General features: G+C 76.6%; 1 protein-coding gene. It reads right to left on the bottom strand.

Annotated features, from left to right (window positions below; all coding sequences use genetic code 11):
* Window positions 1-8: 8 nt before the first annotated feature.
* Window positions 9-18,572, bottom strand: a complete 18,564-nt coding sequence (locus tag AQJ66_RS23855; RefSeq protein ID WP_061926044.1) for a non-ribosomal peptide synthetase — start codon at window positions 18,570-18,572, stop codon at window positions 9-11.
* Window positions 18,573-18,683: the final 111 nt, after the last annotated feature.

The raw sequence follows: 18,683 nt of genomic DNA, 5'->3' as shown, positions 1-18,683 counted from the left end.
TCCGGTCCTCACCGTTCTTCGTGGTCGCTGTCGCCGCGTGCGGCGTCTTCGAGTTCGCTCAGCACCTGTTCCTCCACCAGGTCCGCCAGGGCGGCGACGGTGCGGTTGACCAGGACGTCGCGGGGCGTGAGGGTCACGCCGAAGAGGTCGTTGGCGCGGGAGGCGATCCGCAGGGCGCGCAGGGAGTCGCCGCCCAGGTCGAAGAAGTCGTCCTCGGCGCCCACGGTGGTCTCCAGGGCCTCCTCCCACAGGGCGGCGACGGCCTCCTCGGTGGCGGTGCGGGGCGGCACGTGCCCGGCGGCCGGCTCCTGCGTCTCGGGGCCGGGCGCGGGCAGCGCGGCGCGGTCGGTCTTGCCGTTCTCCGTGAGCGGGAAGCGGTCCAGCGTCACGAACGCCGAGGGCACCATGGGGCCGGGCAGGGTCCGGGCGGCGAGGGCCCGCAGCTCCGCGGAGGCGGGCGGCTCGGCACCGGGCGCGACGAGCAGGTGGGCCACCAGGCGCGGCAGCCCCGGCTCGTCCTCCCGCACGCTCACCACGGCGTCCAGTACGGCCGGGTGGCGCACCAGGGTCGCCTCGACCTCGCCGGCCTCGATGCGGTGGCCGCGCAGCTTGAGCTGGTGGTCGGTGCGCCCGAGGTAGTGCAGTTCGCCGCGGGCGTCGCGCCGGACGAGGTCGCCGGTGCGGTACATGCGGGTGCCGGGCGGTCCGAACGGGTCGGCGGTGAAGCGGGTCGCCGTCAGGCCGGGGCGGCCCAGGTAGCCGCGGGCCAGCGCCGGGCCGGCGAGCCACAGTTCGCCGGGCACGCCGTCGGGGACGGGGCGCAGGCGCGCGTCGAGGACGTAGATGCGGGTGGCGGGCAGCGCGCGGCCGATGGGCGGCGCGCCGCCGTCCGGCTCCAGCGGGTCGGACCAGGTGGCGACGACGGTCGCCTCGGTGGGCCCGTAGGAGTTGACCATGCGGTGGTGCGGTGCCCACCGGGCGGCCAGTTCGGCCCGGCAGGCGTCCGCGCCGACCACCAGGGTGCGCAGGTCCGGCAGGGTGCCGGGGGTGTCCGGCGGGAGGGTGGCGAGCGCGGCGGGCGGCAGCAGGGTGTGCGTGATGCGCGCGGTGCGCAGGAAGCCGGCCAGTTCGGCGCCGAGCAGCGGGCCGGGCGGCGGCACGACGAGGGCCGCGCCGCTCGGCCACGCCATGCACAGCTCCAGTACGGAGGCGTCGAAGCTGGGTGTGGCGAAGGCCAGGACGCGGTCCCCGGGGCGGACCTGGTAGTGCGCGGCCTCGGCGGCGGCGAAGCCGGCCAGCCCGCGGTGGGTGACGACGACGCCCTTGGGGGTTCCGGTGGAGCCGGAGGTGTAGATGACGTACGCCGGGTCGTCGAGGTGGAGCGGGCGGATCCGGTCGGCGTCGGTGGGCCGGTGGCCGGGTGTGCCGTCGGGCGGCGCGGTGAGCAGGCCGGCGACCTCCTCGGCGGTGAGGGTGACGGCGGGGTCCGCGTCGCGCAGCATCAGCGCGACCCGCTCGGCCGGATAGCCGGGGTCCACCGGGAGGAAGGCGGCGCCCGCCTTGGCGACGGCGAGCTGGGCGAGGACCATGTCCGCCGAGCGCGGCAGGACCAGCGCGACGAGGTCGCCGGGCCCGGCCCCGCGTGCGACGAGGTGGTGTGCCAGCCGGTTGGCGCGCGCCTCCGCCTCGGCGAAGGTCAGCCGCGACTCGCCCGTGTCGAGGGCGGTGCGGTCGGCCCGGCGGTCGATCGCGGCCTCGATCAGCGCGGGCAGCGTCGCCGGGGGCACCGGCGCCAGCTGCGGGCGTGCGGGGCCGTGCAGCAGCCGGTGGCGTTCCGCGGGCGGCAGCACGTCGACGGTGTGCAGCGGCGCCCGGTCACCGGACGCGGCGAGGGCGGTCAGGGTGTGCGTCAGCCGGGCGGCCAGGGCCTCGGCCGTCGCCTCGTCGAAGTACCGGGGGTCGTAGCCGAGTTCCACGCTCAGCTCGTCGCCGGGCGAGATCACCACGGTGAGCGGGTAGTTGGTCGCCTCGCGGGCGTCGAGGTCGCGGATGCGCACGCCGTGCGCGCCGGCGGTGGCGTCGCCCACGGGGTAGTTCTCGAAGACCAGCAGGCTGTCGAACAGGGCGGTGCCGGGCGGCAGTTCGCTCCACTGATGGAGGTCCGTCAGCGGCACGTGGTCGAAGCGCCGGTCCTCCGCGCGGGCCGCCTGGAGCTCCCGCAGCCACGCCGCGCACGGCGTGGACTCGTCCACGGTGATCCGGGCGGGCAGGGTGGTGATGAACAGGCCGGTGATCGTGTCCGCGCCCGGCAGGTCGGCGGGCCGGCCGGAGACGGTGGTGCCGAAGCACACCTCCCGCTCGCCGCCGGCGCGGGCCAGCAGCAGCGCCCAGGCGCCCTGCACCAGGGTGTTGAGGGTGAGCCGGTGGCGGCGGGCGAAGTCCGTCAGCCGGGCGGTGCCGTCGGCGCCGAGCCGCCGGGACAGCCAGGTACCCGACCGGGCGGCGGCGCCCGGGGCCGGCCTGCGGTCGTAGGGCAGCGCGGTGGGCGCGGCGTACCCGGCGAGGGCGGTCTTCCAGTGCTCCTCGGCGGCGGCCGCGTCCCGGCCGGCCAGCCAGGCGGCGTAGTCCGCGAAGGGCCTCCGCCGGGGCAGTTCCGGCTCGCTGCCGGCGGCGAGCGCGGCGTGTGCGGCCATCACGTCCGACAGGACGTGGAAGACGCTCCACCCGTCGAGCAGGACGTGGTGGAAGGTCCACACCACGCGCACCTCGTCGGGGCCGAGCCGGATCAGGGTGACGCGCAGCAGCGGGGGGCGGTCCAGGGCGATGCCGCGTGCGCGGTCCTCGTCGAGCAGCCGCTCGAGTGCGGTGTCCCGCCGCGCCGGGTCCAGGCCGCTCCAGTCGAGTTCGGTGACGGGCAGGGTGACGTGGCGGTGCACGGTCTGCAGCGGGACCGGGACCTCGCCCAGGGCCACGGCGGTGCGCAGCACGGGCGTGCGGTCCACGACGTGCTGCCAGGCCGCCGCGAGCAGCCGGGGCTCGCGCACGCCGTCCGCGACGAAGGTGATCTGCTCGACGTAGAGGCCCTCGCCGGGCTCGTCCATGCCGTGCACGACCATGCCGGTCTGCGTCGGGGTGAGGGGGTAGACGTCCGTGACGTCGCGCCCGTCGCCGGCCAGCCGGTCGACGGCCGCCTGGTCCAGCGCGGCCAGCGGGAAGTCCGACGGGGTGCGGCCGCCGGCGCCCGGCTCGGCGCAGTGCCGGACGATCTCCCGGAGTTCCTCCGCCGTCTCCCGCGCGAGGCGTGCGACGGTGTCGTGCCGGTGCACCCGCCGGGAGTACGACCAGGTGAACTCCATTCTCCCTCCGGTGACTTGGCCGAGGACGTCGATGAGGTGCGGCCGTTGCGCAGAGGGGTCCATGCCGCCGGTCAGCCCGCCGCGGGGGGCCCGCAGGAGGCCGTCGGCGGCGGCGGTCCGGTCCTGCTGTCCGAGGTAGTTGAAGCCCACCTGCGGCAGGCCGGGCAGGTCGCGTCCCGCCCTGGGGTGCAGGTGCCGCAGCGCGCCGTAGCCCACTCCCCCGCGAGGTACGGCCCGGAGGTTCTCCTTGACCGTCTTCAGCGCGGTGCCGAGGTCGGCGCCGCGGGGCACGTCGAGGCCCACGGGGAACATGGTGGTGAACCAGCCGACGGTACGGGCGAGGTCGACGTCCGCGAAGAGGTCCTCGCGGCCGTGGCCCTCCAGCGCGAGCACCACCCGGTCCTCCCCCGTCCAGCGGGCCAGGACCCGGCCGACGGCGCACAGCAGGACGTCGTTGACGCGGGTGCGGTAGGCGTCCGGCACCTCCTGCAGCAGCCGGCGGGTGTCCTCCTCGCCGAGGCTCACCGTCACGGTCTCCTCGTCGGCGCCCGCGTTGCCGCCGGCGAGGTCGGTGGGCAGGGCGGTGGGGCGCAGGCCGCTCCAGTGCGCGAGCTCGTCGTCGAAGCCGCCGTCCGCGGTGTACGCGGCCAGGCGCCGGGCCCAGGTGCGGAAGGACGTCGTCCTGGCCCCCAGGTCGGGCGTGGCCCCGGCGCGCAGGGCCCGGTGGGCGGCGTCGAGGTCCTCCAGGAGAACGCGCCAGGACACCGCGTCGACGACCAGGTGGTGGGCGGCCAGCACCAGGACGGGCGGGCGGTGGTGGCCTTCGGGGCGGCACACGGCGGCCTTGAACAGCGGACCCCGCTCCAGGTCGAACCCGGCGCACAGCTCCGCGGCCACGGCGGCCGGCTCCTCGGGCGCGTCGTGCACTTCGAGGTGCGGCGCGGCGCCGGGCGCGGTGCCGTACTGGCGCCGGCGTCCCTCACCGTCCTGTTCGTAGCGCATGCGCAGCGCGTCGTGCTGCTCCAGTACCGCCGCGAGGGCGGCGCGCAGCAGCGTCACGTCGGTGTCGGGCGCCAGCTCGAAGGACATCGCCTGGGTGAGGCGGGCCGGGTCGCCGGCGAGGGTGTCGAACAGCCAGTGCTGTACGGGGGTGAGGGGGACGTCCCCGAGGACCGGGCCCTGTTCGGCGTCGGCCGTCGCGGCCGGGACCTCCTCGACCGCCGCGGCCAGTTCGGCGACCGTCTGGTGCTGGAAGAGGTGCCGGGGCGTCAGCGCGAGGCCGGCCCGGCGGGCGGCGGAGACGATCTGGATGCCGAGGATGGAGTCGCCGCCGAGCGCGAAGTAGTTGTCCGTCGCGCCCACGTCCGCCACGCCCAGCACCTCGGACCAGATCGCGGCGAGCGTCCGCTCGCCGTCGGTGCGCGGCGGCCGGGTGCCCTCCGCGGCGGGGGCGGACCAGACCGGTGCGGGCAGGGCACGCCGGTCGAGCTTGCCGGTGGCGCCCAGCGGCAGCCGCTCCAGCGGCACCACGACGGCCGGGACCAGGTGGTCGGGCAGCGTCCGGGCGAGGAAGGCCCGCAGGTCGGCCGGTGCGGGGGTGTCGCCGCCCCGGGGCACGGCGTAGCCCACGAGTCGCTTGTGGCCGTCGTGTTCCACGACCCGGGCGGCGGCCGCGGCCACCCGGGGGTGCCCGGCCAGCGCGGCCTCGACCTCGCCGAGTTCGATGCGGAAGCCGCGCACCTTGACCTGGTCGTCGGTCCGGCCCAGGTACAGCAGGTCGCCGTCGGCCGTCCAGCGGACCAGGTCGCCGGTGCGGTACATGCGGCCGCCGGGCGGGCCGAACGGGTCGGCGAGGAAGCGGGACGCGGTCAGGCCGGGCCGGTTCAGGTAGCCGCGGGCCACGCCGGTCCCGGCGAGGTACAGCTCGCCGGGCGCCCCCACGGGCACGGGGCGCAGGCGGGCGTCGAGGACGTAGGCGCGGGCACCGCCGACGGGCCGGCCGATGGGCGGGTCCCGGTCGGGGTCGGCCGGGTCGCAGGTGAAGGCGGTGGCGTAGACGGTGGCCTCGGTGGGGCCGTAGATGTTCATGACCCGGCAGCCGGGGATCGCCGCGTGCACCTCGCGGACGGCGCGGGCGGGCAGCGCCTCGCCGGCCAGGACGACGGTGTCGGCCGTGACGCGCACGGTGTCCTCGGCCAGCAGGCGGCCGAGGGCGGAGGGGACGGCGCTGAGCAGTCCGGCGCGCCACGGCCCGGGCCGTTCGGCGAGGGCCAGCACGTCCCGGACCAGCTCGACGTGGCCGCCGGCCAGCAGCGGGGAGACGATCTCGAACACCGAGACGTCGAAGTTGAGCGACGTGGAGGCCACGACGTGCGCGAGTCCGCGGCCGGTGAATTCGGCGGCCGCCCAGTCGGCCAGCGCCGCCACCGAGGCGTGGGAGACGACGACGCCCTTGGGCCGGCCGGTGGAGCCGGAGGTGTGGATGACGTAGGCGGGGTGGTCCGGCAGCAGCGTGCCCCGCCGCTCGCCGTCACCCACCTGGGCGGCGGACGCGGCGGCCAGTCGCCCGGCGCAGGCCGCGTCGTCCAGCGCGATCCGCGTGTACGGGCCGTCCGGCAGCCGCCCGGAGGTCTCCGCGCAGGTGATCACCGCGTCGGGCCGGACGTCGTCGAAGAGGAACGCGATGCGCTCCGCCGGGTGGCCGGGGTCGACCGGGAGGTAGGCGGCGCCGCTCTTGAGGACCGCGAGGAGCGCCACGATCAGGTCGGCGGTGCGGGGCAGGGCCAGCGCGACGAACCGCTCCGGTCCGGCCCCGGCGTCGATCAGGAGGCGGGCCAGCCGGTTGGCGCGCTCGTCGAGCTGCCGGTACGTCAGGTGCTCGGCGCCGGCGGTCACGGCCGGGGCGTCGGGAGTGCGGGCGGCCTGAGCGGCGAAGGCGTCCGGCAGGGTGCGGTGCGGCGGCCTCGCCACCGGTCCGGCGAGCCGGTCCAGCAGGCGGCGGCCGTCGTCCGGCGCGAGCACCGGCAGGTCGGCCAGGCGGTGGTCCGTGCCGTCGGCCATGGCGGCCAGCAGGGTGCGCAGGCCCGCACCGAGCCCTTCGACGGTGGCGGCGTCGAAGGCCGCCGGGTCGTAGTCGAGGGACACCGTCACGTCGTCGCCGGGGGCGACGACCACGCTGAGCGGGTAGTTGGTCGGCTCCAGGTCGCGTTCCTGCTCGACGGCGAGCCCGTGCCGGGCCAGGGCGCCTGCGTCGAAGGGGTAGTTCTCGAAGACGACGATGCTGTCGAACAGGTTGGTGCCGCCGGGAACCTCGCTCCAGGCCTGCACCTGGGCCAGGGAGACGAAGTCGTGGCCGCGGGCCTCGGACTGGGCGGCCTGCACCTCGCGCAGCCACTGGAGCAGGGGGCGCCCGCCGTCGATCCGCAGCCGGGTGGGCACGGTGTTGATGAACAGGCCCACCATGGAGGTCACGCCGGGCAGTTCGGCCGGGCGTCCCGACACGGTCGTGCCGAAGACGACGTCGTCGCCGCCGCCGTAGTGGCGCAGCAGCAGACCCCAGGCGCCCTGGAGCATCGTGTTGACGGTCAGCCCGGCCTGCTGCGCGGTCTCCTTCAGCCGCGCCGACACCTCCTGCCCGAGGGCCACCCGGACCGTCCCCGACGACGACGTGCGGTGGGCCTCGGCGGGACGCCGGTCACGCGGCAGCGCGGTGGGCGCGGCGAAGCCGGCCAGCGTGTCGCGCCAGTAGCGCTCCGCGCGGCCGGTGTCCTGGGCGGCCAGCCACCGCAGGTAGTCGGCGAAGGGTGCCCGGCCGGGCACCTGCGGGCGGCGTCCGGCGGTCAGCGCCGCGTACCGCTCGCACACCTCGTCGAACACCTGCGCCGCGCTCCAGCCGTCGAGCAGGACGTGGTGGAACGTCCACACCATGCGCACCCGGTCCGGTGCCAGGCGGATCAGCGCCAGCCGTGTGAGCGGGGCCGCCCCCAGGTCGATGCCGGCCCGCCGGTCCGCGTCGAGCAGCGACTCCATGTCCCGCGCGCACTGCCCGGCGGGCCGCCCGGCCCAGTCGTGGTGGGTGACGGGCACGGCGGCCCGCCGCTCCACCACCTGGAGGGGTTCGGCGGTCTCCTGCCACACCAGGCGGGTGCGCAGGATCGGGTTGGCGTCCGCCGTGTGCTGCCACGCCTCGGCGAGCGCGTGCGGGTCGGTGACGCCGTGCAGCACCACCTGCACCTGGTTCACGTAGGTGCGGGCCCGGGAGTCCATCAGGCTGTGGAACAGCATGCCCGCCTGCATCGGCGTGAGCGGGTACACGTCCTCCACGGTGCGTCCGTCGCCCGCGATCCGGTCGACGGCGCTCTGGTCGAGCCGGGCCAGCGGGAAGTCCGAGGGCGTGCGGCCGCCGGCGTCCGGGGCGGCGCAGTGCGCGACGATCTCCTCCAGTGCGCGCCGCATGCCCGCGGCGAGGGCGGCGACCGTCTCCTCGCGGTGGCGTCCGCCGCTGTAGTGCCAGGTGATCTCCAGCTCGTCGCCCTCCACGCGGGCCACCACGTCCAGCAGGTGCGGGCGCGGCGCCCCGGGATCCTCGGCGCCGCCCAGGCCGCCGGGGACGGACCCGACCAGCGCGCCGCCGTCGGCCGACCAGTCGAACCGGCCCAGGTAGTTGAAGCTGATGCCGGGCAGCGGTGCGGCGGCGAGCGTCTCGTCGCCCGCGAGGTGGCGGAGGGCGCCGTAGCCGACGCCCCGGTCGGGTACGGCCCGCAGCTGCTCCTTGACGGACTTCAGCGCCGTTCCCCAGTCCCCGTCGGGGAGTTCGAGGGCGACCGGGAAGAGGCTGGTGAACCAGCCGACCGTGCGGGACAGGTCGAGGTCGTCGAAGAGCTGGTCCTCGCGGCCGTGCCCCTCCAGTCCCACGGCGACGGTGGCGCGGCCGGTCCAGTCGGCCAGCACGCGGCCGAGGGCGGTCAGCAGGACGTCGTCGATGCGGGTGCGGTAGACGCCGGGCACCCGGCGCAGCAGGTCGTCGGTCCGCCGGCGGTCCATGCGTACGGTCACGGCGCGCAGGTCGGCGGCGGTGTTGCCGCCGTCGAGGTCCACCGGCAGGGGTTCGGCGCAGTGCCGCGACACGGCCTCCCAGTGGGCGCGCTGGGCCGCGAAGTCCCCCTGGCGGGTGCGCCGGGTAAGCCGCCGCACCCATGCGCGCGCGGACGTCGTGCGCTGCGGCAGCCGGATCGGCTCGCCGGCCCGGGCCTGGCGGTAGGCGGTCTCCAGGTCCTCCAGCAGGACGCGCCAGGAGACGCCGTCGACGATCAGGTGGTGGGCGGCCAGCAGCAGGCGTGCGGCCCGGTCCGCGCGGGTGAACAGCCTGGCGGTGATCAGCGGGCCGGTGTCCAGCCGGAAGCCGGTGTGCGCCTCCTGGGAGAGGTGGTCCTCGGCCTGTGCGGCGGCCTCGGCGTCGAGGGCGCTCAGGTCGTGGACGTCCAGCAGGCGGGGGGCCTCGGTGTCCGGAGCGGCGATCTCCTGGTGCCAGGTTCCGTCCGCGGCGCGGGTGAAGCGGGCGCGCAGGGCGTCGTGGTGGGCCCACAGCGCGGCCAGGGCCGCGGCCAGCGCGCCGCTGTCCACGTCCCCGGCCGTCTCGACGAGCACGGACTGGTTGAAGTACGCCGGGCGTGGCGGCTCGGCGTCGAGGAACCAGTGCTGGATCGGGGTGAGCCCGGCCTCGCCGGTCACCGGGCCGGTGCCCGCGACGGTCGCGGCCGCGCCGGTCGAGGCGGTGGCCAGGGCGGCGAGCGTGGGGTGCCGGAACAGGTCCCTCGGGGTCAGCGCCAGCCCGGCGGTGCGGGCGCGGGAGACGACCTGGATGCTGACGATCGAGTCGCCGCCCAGCACGAAGAAGTTGTCGTCGGCGCCGACCCGTTCCACGCCGAGGAGTTCGGCCCAGATCCCGGCGAGCACCCGCTCGGCCTCGGTGTGCGGCGCACGGTAGGCGGTGTCGGCGGCCGTGGACAGGTCGGGTTCGGGCAGGCGCCGCCGGTCGACCTTGCCGTTCGCGGTCAGGGGCAGCTCGGCCACGGTGACGAACGCGGCCGGGACCATGTAGTCGGGCAGGCCGCCGGAGAGGCGGTCGCGCAGTTCCGCCGCCGGAGGCACCGCCGCGCCGGGGGCGGGTACCAGGTGGGCGACCAGGCGTTTGCGGCCCGCGTGGCGCGACACGGACACCACCGCCTCGGCGATCGCCGGGTGCGCGGTGATCCGGGCCTCGATCTCGGCGGGTTCCACACGGAAGCCGCGGATCTTGATCTGGTCGTCGGCACGTCCCACGAAGTGCAGTTCGCCGTCGGCGCTCCAGCGCACGATGTCGCCGGTGCGGTACATCCGGCCTCCGGGCGGCCCGAACGGGTCGGCCGGGTAGCGGGCCGCCGTCGCGCCGGGGCGCCCGGTGTAGCCGCGGGCGAGTCCGGCGCCCGCGAGGTACAGCTCGCCCGGGATGCCGGGCGGTTGCGGCTGCAGCGCGCCGTCCAGGACGTACACGCGGGTGTCGTCCAGGGGGCGGCCGATCGGCAGCGTCGCGGGCAGCGCGTCACCGGCGCGGAAGACCCGCCGGGTGGCGAAGGTGGTGGTCTCGGTCGGGCCGTACACGTCGACGACGGTCAGGCCCGGGCAGGCGTCCAGCACGCGTCGTACGGCGGAGCCGGGCACGGCCTCGCCGCCGGTCCACACCTCGCGGGCGCCGGACAGGCAGGCGGGGTCCTCCTGGGCGAGCAGGCGGAACAGACCGACCGTCAGGAACAGGCAGCTCACCCCCTGTTCGGTGATCGCGTGGCGCACGGCGGCGGCCTCCAGGTCCCCGGGCGGGGCGAGTACGGCGGTGCCGCCGCGCAGCAGCGGCACCCACAGCTCGTAGGTGGAGGCGTCGAAGGCGTGCGGGGAGTGGACGAGGACCCGGTCGTGGCCGGTGAAGGCGCGGTCCAGGGCGAGCGCGGCGACGTCACGCTGCCGTACCGCCACACCCTTGGGGGTGCCGGTGGAACCGGACGTGAACATCAGGTACTGGACGTTGTCCGGGTGGACGCGCGAGTCGGCCGCCGGCTCCGCGGCCGCGGCGCCGTCGTCGTCCGGCCGCAGCACGTGGCCTTGCGGGAGGAGGACCGTGGCCGTCTCCTCCCAGGCCCCGTCCGTGAGCAGCAGGTCGGCGCCGGCTTCCACGAGCATCGTGCGCAGCCGCTCCCGGGGCGCCCTGCCGTCGAGGGGGACGTACACGCCGCCGAGGCGGGCGAGGGCGACCTGGGTGACGACGAGGCACGCCGAGCGGTCCATCAGGACGCCGACGGGGACCTCCGGGCGGACCCCGCGCGCGGCCAGCCGGGCGGCCAGTGCCGCGGCCCGGTCGTCGAGTTCGCGGTAGGTGAGCCGCTCGTCGCCGGCCAGCAGCGCGACCGCGTCGGGGGTGCGCCGCACCCGCGCGGCGAACAGGTCCGCGGTGGTCGCCGCGGGGGTGCCGGTGGCGGTGTCGTTCCACGTGTGGAGCACCTGCTCGCGCCGGGCGGCCGTCAGCAGGGGCAGGCGGGCGGGTGTGCTTCCCGGCGCGACGGCGAGGCCCTCCAGCAGGACGGTGAGGTACTCGGCCATCCGCTCGACGGTGGCGGCGTCGAAGAGGTCCGGGTCGTAGCCGAGGCGCAGCGCGAGTTCCGTGCCGGGGTAGGCGACGAGGCTGAGCGGGTAGTTGGTGGTCTCGATGCCGTCCAGGCCGGTGAGCCGCAGCCCGTGCGCGGCGGCGAGCGAGTCGTCGACCGGGTAGTTCTCGAACACCACGATGCTGTCGAACAGGGCGGCGCGCTCGGGAAGCCGGGTGAACGCCTTCATGCGGTGCAGCGGCACGTGGTCGTGGCGGCGGTCCTCGCTCTGCTCCTGCTGGAGCCGGGCCAGCCAGGTGAGGAGCGGCTCGTCGCGCGGCACGGTCACGCGGGTGGGCAGGGTCGCGATGAACAGGCCGGTCATGGCGTCGGCCCCGGGCAGCTCGGGCGGCCGTCCGGAGACGGTGGTGCCGAAGACCACCTCGCCGGTCGCCGCCTGGCGGCCGAGCAGCACGGCCCAGGCGCCCTGCACGAGGGTGTTCATGGTCAGGCCCGCCGTCCTGGCCAGGCTCCGCAGGGCACGGGTGGTGGTCTCGGGCACCGTGACGCGTACCGCCCGCGTGGACTCCGCGCGGTGGGTCTCGCGGGGCTCGCGGTCGAAGGGCAGCGCGGTGGTCTCGTCCAGGCCGTCCAGGCGGGTCTGCCAGTGCCGTTCGGCCTCGGCCCGGTCGGCGCGGTCCCGCAGCCAGGCGACGTAGTCGCGGAAGGGGCGGCGGTCGGGCAGGGGCGCGTGTGCCGCACCCGTCAGGCCGGCGTGGCGGGCGAAGACGTCGGAGAGGACCTGGAACAGGCTCCAGCCGTCCAGGATCAGGTGGTCGAAGGACCACACGACGCGGACCGCGCGGTCGGAGACCCGGGCCAGCACCAGGCGCTGGAGCGGCGCGCGCGTCAGGTCGACCCCGCGGGCGCGGTCCTGGTCGAGGAGTGCGCGCAGCCGCTCGTCGCGCTCGGCGTCGGACAGGCCGCGCCAGTCGAGCCGTTCCACCGGCACGGCCGCGCGGCGCTGCACCACCAGCAGCGGCTCGGGCACGTCCTGCCACACCACGCGGGCGCGCAGCACCGGCGTGCGGTCCGTGACCCGCTGCCAGGCGTCCGCCAGCACGGCCGGGTCCGCCACGCCGTCCAGGACGAACGTCAGCTGCTGGAAGTACACGCCGCGGTCGTCCTGCGAGAGCCGGTGGAAGAGCATGCCGGCCTGGGTGGGCGTGAGGGGGTGGACGTCCTCCACGTCCGCGGGGGCCTCGCCCGCGATGCGGTCGACGTGCGCCTGGTCCAGCCGGGCGAGCGGGAAGTCCGAGGGGGTGCGTCCGGCGGCGCCGGGCCGGGACGCGTGGCGGGCGAGGCCGGACAGCGCGTCGGCGAACCGCCCGGCGAGGTCCTCGACGCTGTCCCGCCGGTGCAGCTGGTCCGAGTAGAACCAGGTGAACTCCAGGCCGTCCCCGTCCAGCCGGCCCACGACCTCCAGGGCGTGCGGGCGGGCCGCCGAGGGGTCGGCGTCCAGCTCCAGCGGGCGGAACAGGCCGCCGTAGAGGCCCTCGGAGGTCCCGGCGAGCCCGAAGCGGCCCAGGTAGTTGAAGCTGATCTGCGCGGGGGTCGCCGGCAGCGGTGCGTCGTCGCGGCCCGGCGGGGTCAGGAGGCCGTGGCCCAGGCCGTGCCGGGGCACCGCACGCAGCTGCTCCTTGACCTGCTTGAGCACGGCGTCCCAGTCCGCCTCGGGCGGGACGGCGAGGGCGACGGGGTGGCGGGTGGTGAACCAGCCGACGGTGCGGCTGGTGTCGACGTCGGCGAACAGGTCCTCGCGGCCGTGGCCTTCGACGTCCACCAGCACCCGGTCGTGCCCGGTCCAGCCGCACAGCACCCGGCCGAGGGCGGCGAGCAGGACGTCGTTGGCCTGGGTCCGGTAGGTCTCGGGCAGGGTGCGCAGGAGCGCTTCGGTGTCGTGCGGGCCGAGGCGTACCGTCACCGCGCGCTGGGAGGCGTAGGTGTTGGTGCCCGTCCGGTCGGCCGGCAGGGCGGCCCGGGCGCCGGCGGTCGCCCGCGTCCAGTACTCCTTCTCGTCGTCGAAGCCGCCGGCGGCGGCGTGCGCGGCGAGGCGTTCGGCCCACTGCCGCAGCGGGGACGACTTGCGGGGCAGCGCCGCCGCTCCGTCCCCGCCGGCGCGGCGGGCGCGGTAGGCCAGGTCCAGGTCCTCCAGCAGCAGGCGCCAGGAGACCCCGTCCACGACGAGGTGGTGGACGGCCAGGTGCAGTACGGGCGGCCGTCCGGGGCCCCGGTCGTGCAGGACGGCACGCAGCAGCGGTCCGTGGCGCAGGTCGTGGGGGCCGAGGTGCGGGGTGTCGGTGTCCGGGCCGGTGTGGTGGCCGAGGCGGAAGCGGGCGGCCGGGCCGTCGATCAGCCACCGTACGCCCTCCCCGTCGGGGAGGAAGCGGGAGCGCAGGGCGTCGTGGTGGGTGATCACGTCGTCGAGGGCGGCTTCGAGTGCCCTCGCGTCGACGCCGGCGCGCAGTTCCACCGAGAGGGTCTGGCCGAAGTGCCCGGCCCGCTCGGCGGCATGGTCGAAGAGCCAGTGCTGGATGGGGGTCGGCGGGGCGGAGCCGGTCGCCTCGGCGGGTGCCGGTGCGGCGGCGGGGCGCCGGCTTCCCGCCTCGTCGGCGCGGCGGGCCAGGGCGGCGACCGTCTGGTGCCGGTAGACGTCCCGCGAGGTGATCGTCAGGCCCGCCTGCCGGGCCTGGGCGACGACCTGGATGCTGAGGATGGAGTCGCCGCCCAGCGCGAAGAAGTTGTCGTCCGCTCCCACCCGCTCCACGTGCAGGACGTCGGCCCAGATGGCGGCGAGGGTCCGTTCGGTGGCGGTGCGGGGGGCGACGTGGCGCGCGGCCGTTCCGGCCGGTGCGGGCTCGGGGAGCCGCCCGCGGTCCAGTTTGCCGTTGGCGTTGAGCGGCAGGGCGGGCAGCACCACGACGGCCGCGGGGACCATGTAGTCGGGCAGGGTGCGCCCGAGTTCGCGGCGCACCGCCTCCGGGTCCACGCGGGCGCCGGGGGCGGGGACGACGTAGCCGGCCAGTCGGCGGTGGCCGTCGCCGTCGCGGACGGTCGCGGCGGCCTCGGTGACGCCGGTGCAGTGGCGCAGTGCCTCCTCCACCTCGCCCAGTTCGATGCGGAAGCCGCGCACCTTGACCTGCTGGTCGATGCGGCCGAGGTATTCGAGCCGGCCGTCGGCGCTCCAGCGCACCAGGTCGCCGGTGCGGTACATGCGGTCGCCGGGGGCGCCGAACGGGTCGGCGACGAAGCGCGCCGCGGTCAGCCCCGGGCGGCGCAGGTAGCCGCGGGCCAGTCCGCCGCCGCCGAGGTACAACTCACCTGTGACACCCGGGGGTTGGGGGCGCAGGAGGCGGTCAAGCACGTAGGCGCGGGTGCGGGCCACGGGGCGGCCGATGGGCGGAGCCTGGTCGGGCACGGTGCCGTCGGCGAACCAGGCGGTGGCGTAGACGGTCGCCTCGGTCGGGCCGTAGAGGTTCGCCACCTGGGCCGAGGGCATGGCGTCCGCGATGTCCCGCACGGTCCGGGCGGGCAGGGCCTCGCCGGCCAGGACGACGGTGCCGGCCTCGACGGCGCCGCCGGCGCCGAGCATGCGGGACAGCACGGACGGGACGCCGCTGAGGAGTCCCACCTCGCGCGGGCCGGGAGCGTCGGCGAGGGACGGGAGGTCGGCGACCACCTCGACGCCGCCCCCGGCCGTCAGGGGGCACAGCAGCTCGAAGACGGACACGTCGAAGTTGAGGGAGGTGGACGCGACGACGTGCGCCAGCCCGCGCGCGCCGAACGTCTCCCCGGCCCAGGCGGCAAGCGCGGCCACGCTGCGGTGGGTGACGACCACGCCCTTGGGGCGGCCGGTGGAGCCGGAGGTGTAGATGACGTAGGCGGGGTGGGACGGGTGCAGCGGCCGGATCCGGTCGGCGTCGGTCAGGTCCGCTTCACCGTCGCCGGACGGCTCGGTGTCCTCCAGCAGCAGCGGCTCGCAGTCGTCGGGGAGCGCGTGGGCGGTCTCGCGGGTGGCGACGACGAGGGCGGGGGCCGCGTCGGCGAGCATGTAGCGGATCCGCTCGGCCGGGTAGCCGGGGTCGACGGGCAGGTACCCGGCGCCCGACTTCAGGACGGCCCACAGCATCGGCAGCAGGTCGGCGGAGCGCGGCAGGCAGAGTGCCACCAGGGACTCCGGGCCCGCGCCGTGCGTCGTCAGCAGCCGGGCGAGCCGGTTGGCGCGCCGGTTCAGCGCGGCGTAGTCCAGCCGGGTGGCGCCGCAGGTCACGGCGGTCCGGTCGGGGGTACGGCGCACCTGGGCCTCGAACAGCGCCGGGAGCGTGGTGCCGTCGGCGCGGTCGCCGGCCGGCGCGGGCGGGTTCCAGGAGTCCAGGAGCGTGCGCCGCTCGTCGTCCGAGAGCAGCGGCAGTTCGGCCAGGGTCCGGTGCGGGCCGTCCGCCATGCCCTCCAGCAGGCGGTGCAGCTGCCGGCTCATCCGGGCCGCGGTCGTCGCGTCGTACAGGTCGGTGTTGTACTCGACGGTCAGCTCGCAGCCGCCGTCGGCGCGCGGCGCGAACTCCAGCACGAGGTCGAAGCGGGCGGCCGGGCGGGGCAGCGGGTGCTCCTCGATCCGCACCCCGGCCGCCGCCGGCGGGCGGTCGGGCGCCGTCTGCTGCACCACCAGCGCCTGCACCAGCGGTGTGCGGCTGGGGTCTCGCGGCGGGGCCAGTTCCTCGACCACCCGGTCGAAGGGGACGCCGTCGTGCGCGAAGGCGTCCAGGACGGTCGCGCGCATGGACTCCACGAACCGGTCGACGGTGACGGCGTCGTCGACCTCGCCGCGCAGCACCACGGTGTTGGCGAAGAAGCCCGTCACGTCCTCCAGTTCGCGGCGGTCCCGCCCGGTGGTGACGGTGCCGAACGCCACGTCCCGCTGTCCGGAGTAGCGGGAGAACAGCACGGCCGCCGCCCCGGCGAACAGGGTGAAGACGGTCGTGCCGCGGCCCTGGGCCAGCCGGCGCAGCCGGTTCACCAGGGGCTCGGGGAGGTCGTGGCGGTGGGCCGCGCCCGCGGTGGTGCGCACCGCCGGCCGGGGCCGGTCGGTGGGCAGTTCGAGCTGCGGCATGCCGGCCAGGTGGCGCTTCCAGTAGCCGAGGTCGTCGGCGTCCGCGTCGCCGGTGCGCCGCGCGCGCTCCCACAGCGCGAAGTCCGGGTACTGCACGCCGGGCCGGGGAAGGCCGTCCGGTTCGCCGCATGCCTCCGCGCGGTAGAGCGCCGCGAGGTCCCGGGTCAGGACGCCGACCGACCAGCCGTCGGTGACGATGTGGTGCTGGGCCAGCAGCAGGACGTGGTCCTCGGGTGCGCGGCGGACGAGCAGCGCCCGGGTGAGGGGTCCGGTCGCCAGGTCGTGGGGGCGGCGCAGTTCCTCGGTCAGCAGGCGCTCCACGGCGTCGTCCCGCCGGTCGTCGGGCAGGTGCCCGGCATCGGCGGTGCGCAGCGGCAGCACCGCTTCGGCGGCGACCAGTTGGACGCCCTGGCCGTCGACGGTGGCGAAAGTGGTGCGCAGGGAGTCGTGGCGGGCGGCGAGCCGTTCCAGGGCGCGGCGCAAGGCCGGCGTGTCGAGCGGGCCGCGCAGCCGGAGCGCCACGCCGGTGTTGTACTCGGCTCCGCCGCCGGCGAGGTCGTCGAGGAACCACAGGCGCCGCTGGGCGCTGGAGAGCGGGACGGGCTCGCCCTGCGGGGCGGAGGGGATCGGGTCGGGCGGCGCGGCGGCGGACGGCTCGGCGGTCAGCGGGGCGAGCGCGGCGACGGTCCGGGCGGTGAACACGTCGCGCAGGGAGAGCCGGACGCCGAGGGTCTCCCGGATCCGGGTCAGGGTGCGGGCGGCGAGGATCGAGTCGCCGCCGAGGTCGAAGAAGTCGTCGGTGACGCCGACGGTGCCGGTGCCGAGGACGTCGGCCCAGATCCCGGCCAGGGTCCGCTCGGCGTCGGTGCGCGGCTCGACGTGCTCCTCGGCCGGCGCGCCGCCGGGGGCGGGCAGGGCCCGCAGGTCGGTCTTGTGCTGCGGGGTGAGCGGTATCGCGTCCAGGACGACCAGGGCGGAGGGCACCATGTGGGCCGGCAGGACGGCGGCGAGGGCGGCGCGCAGCCGGGCGGGCTCGGGTCTGCGGGCCGGGTCGGCGGGCGTGACGTAGCCGACGAGCCGGCCGCGGGCGGGCTCCTCGTCGCGGACCACGACGACGGCCTCGCGGACGCCGGGGTCGCGGGTCAGCGCGGTCTCGATCTCGCCGGGCTCGATGCGGAAGCCGCGCACCTTCACCTGCCGGTCGGCGCGGCCGAGGAACTCCAGCTGGCCGTCCGTCCTGCGGCGCACCCGGTCGCCGGTCCGGTAGAGGCGGGCGCCGGGCGGCCCGAAGGGGTGGGCGACGAACCGGGTCGCGGTCAGGCCGGGGCGGCCGAGGTAGCCGCGGGCCAGCCCGTCGCCGCCCACGTAGAGCTCGCCGTCGGTCCCGGTCGGCACCGGGCACATCGCCGCGTCCAGGACGTGGGCCTCGGTGCCGGGCAGCGGGCCGCCGATGGCCGGTGTCCCGGTGCCGGCGGTCAGCGGTCCGGTCCAGGTGGCGACGACGGTCGCCTCGGTCGGCCCGTACGAGTTGATCATGCGGCGGCCGGGCGCCCACCGGTCGACGAGCGCGGCCGGGCACGCCTCGGCTCCGACGATCAGGGTGCGCAGGTGCGGCGCGCCGCCGGTGGCCGCGGGGTCGGGCAGGGTGGCGAGGGCGGCGGGCGGGATGAGGGCGTGGGTGATGCGGTGCTCGTCCAGGACGGCGGCCAGTTCGTCGCCCAGCCAGGGCCCGTCCGGGGGGACGACCAGCAGGGCGCCGGACAGGACGGAGACGCACAGCTCCAGTACGGAGGCGTCGAAGCTGGGTGAGGAGAACTGCAGCACGCGGTCGCCCGGGCCGGCGGCGTACCGCTCGGCGGCGGCCGCGGCGAAGCCGCCGATGCCGCGGTGGGTGACGGTGACGCCCTTGGGGGTGCCGGTGGAGCCGGAGGTGTAGATGACGTACGCCGCGTGGTCGGGCAGGACCCGGCTCCCGGACGGGTACGGCTCCCGGTCCCCGGTGTCCAGCAGCGCGCGGACCCGGTCCGGGTCGTCCAGCACGACGGCCGGTGCGGCGTCGGCGAGCATCAGCGCACGCCGTTCGGCCGGATAGCCGGGGTCCACGGGCAGGAAGGCGGCACCGGCCAGGGCCACGGCCAGTTCGGCGGCGATCAGCTCCATCGAACGCGGCAGGACCAGCGCCACCGTCCGCTCCGGCCCGGCGCCGCTCGCCACGAGGTGGGCGGCGAGACGGGCGGCCCGCCGCGCGAGTTCCCCGTACGTCCAGGTGCGCCGGCCGTCGGTCACCGCGGGGGCGTGCGGGTCGAGCGTCACCCACCGGGTGAACAGGTCACCGAGCGGGACGTGACGGGTGGCGTCCTCCGCGCGGGCCGGCGGGGCGGTGCCGGCCGGTGCGGAGGCGGGCGCGGCGGGTTGCTGGGCGTGCAGGTCCGTCATCGGGGAGAAGTCCTTCGGGCGGGGGCGGCGCGCGGACCCGGCGCGGCGGTCGCGGGCAGCCCGCGGGCACACCGGAGCGGTGCGGGGTCCATGCGTACGGGGCGGGTGCGG

The sequence above is a fragment of the Streptomyces bungoensis genome, assembly GCF_001514215.1.
Classification (GTDB): domain Bacteria; phylum Actinomycetota; class Actinomycetes; order Streptomycetales; family Streptomycetaceae; genus Streptomyces; species Streptomyces bungoensis.
The sequence above is the reverse complement of the archived record's forward strand: the minus strand, read 5'-3'. Positions and strand labels throughout refer to the sequence as shown.

What these genes read in the sequence shown, in the direction of transcription:
- AQJ66_RS23855 (WP_061926044.1), bottom strand. Translation starts at nt 18,572, where the DNA reads ATGACGGACCTGCACGCCCAGCAACCCGCCGCGCCCGCCTCCGCACCG.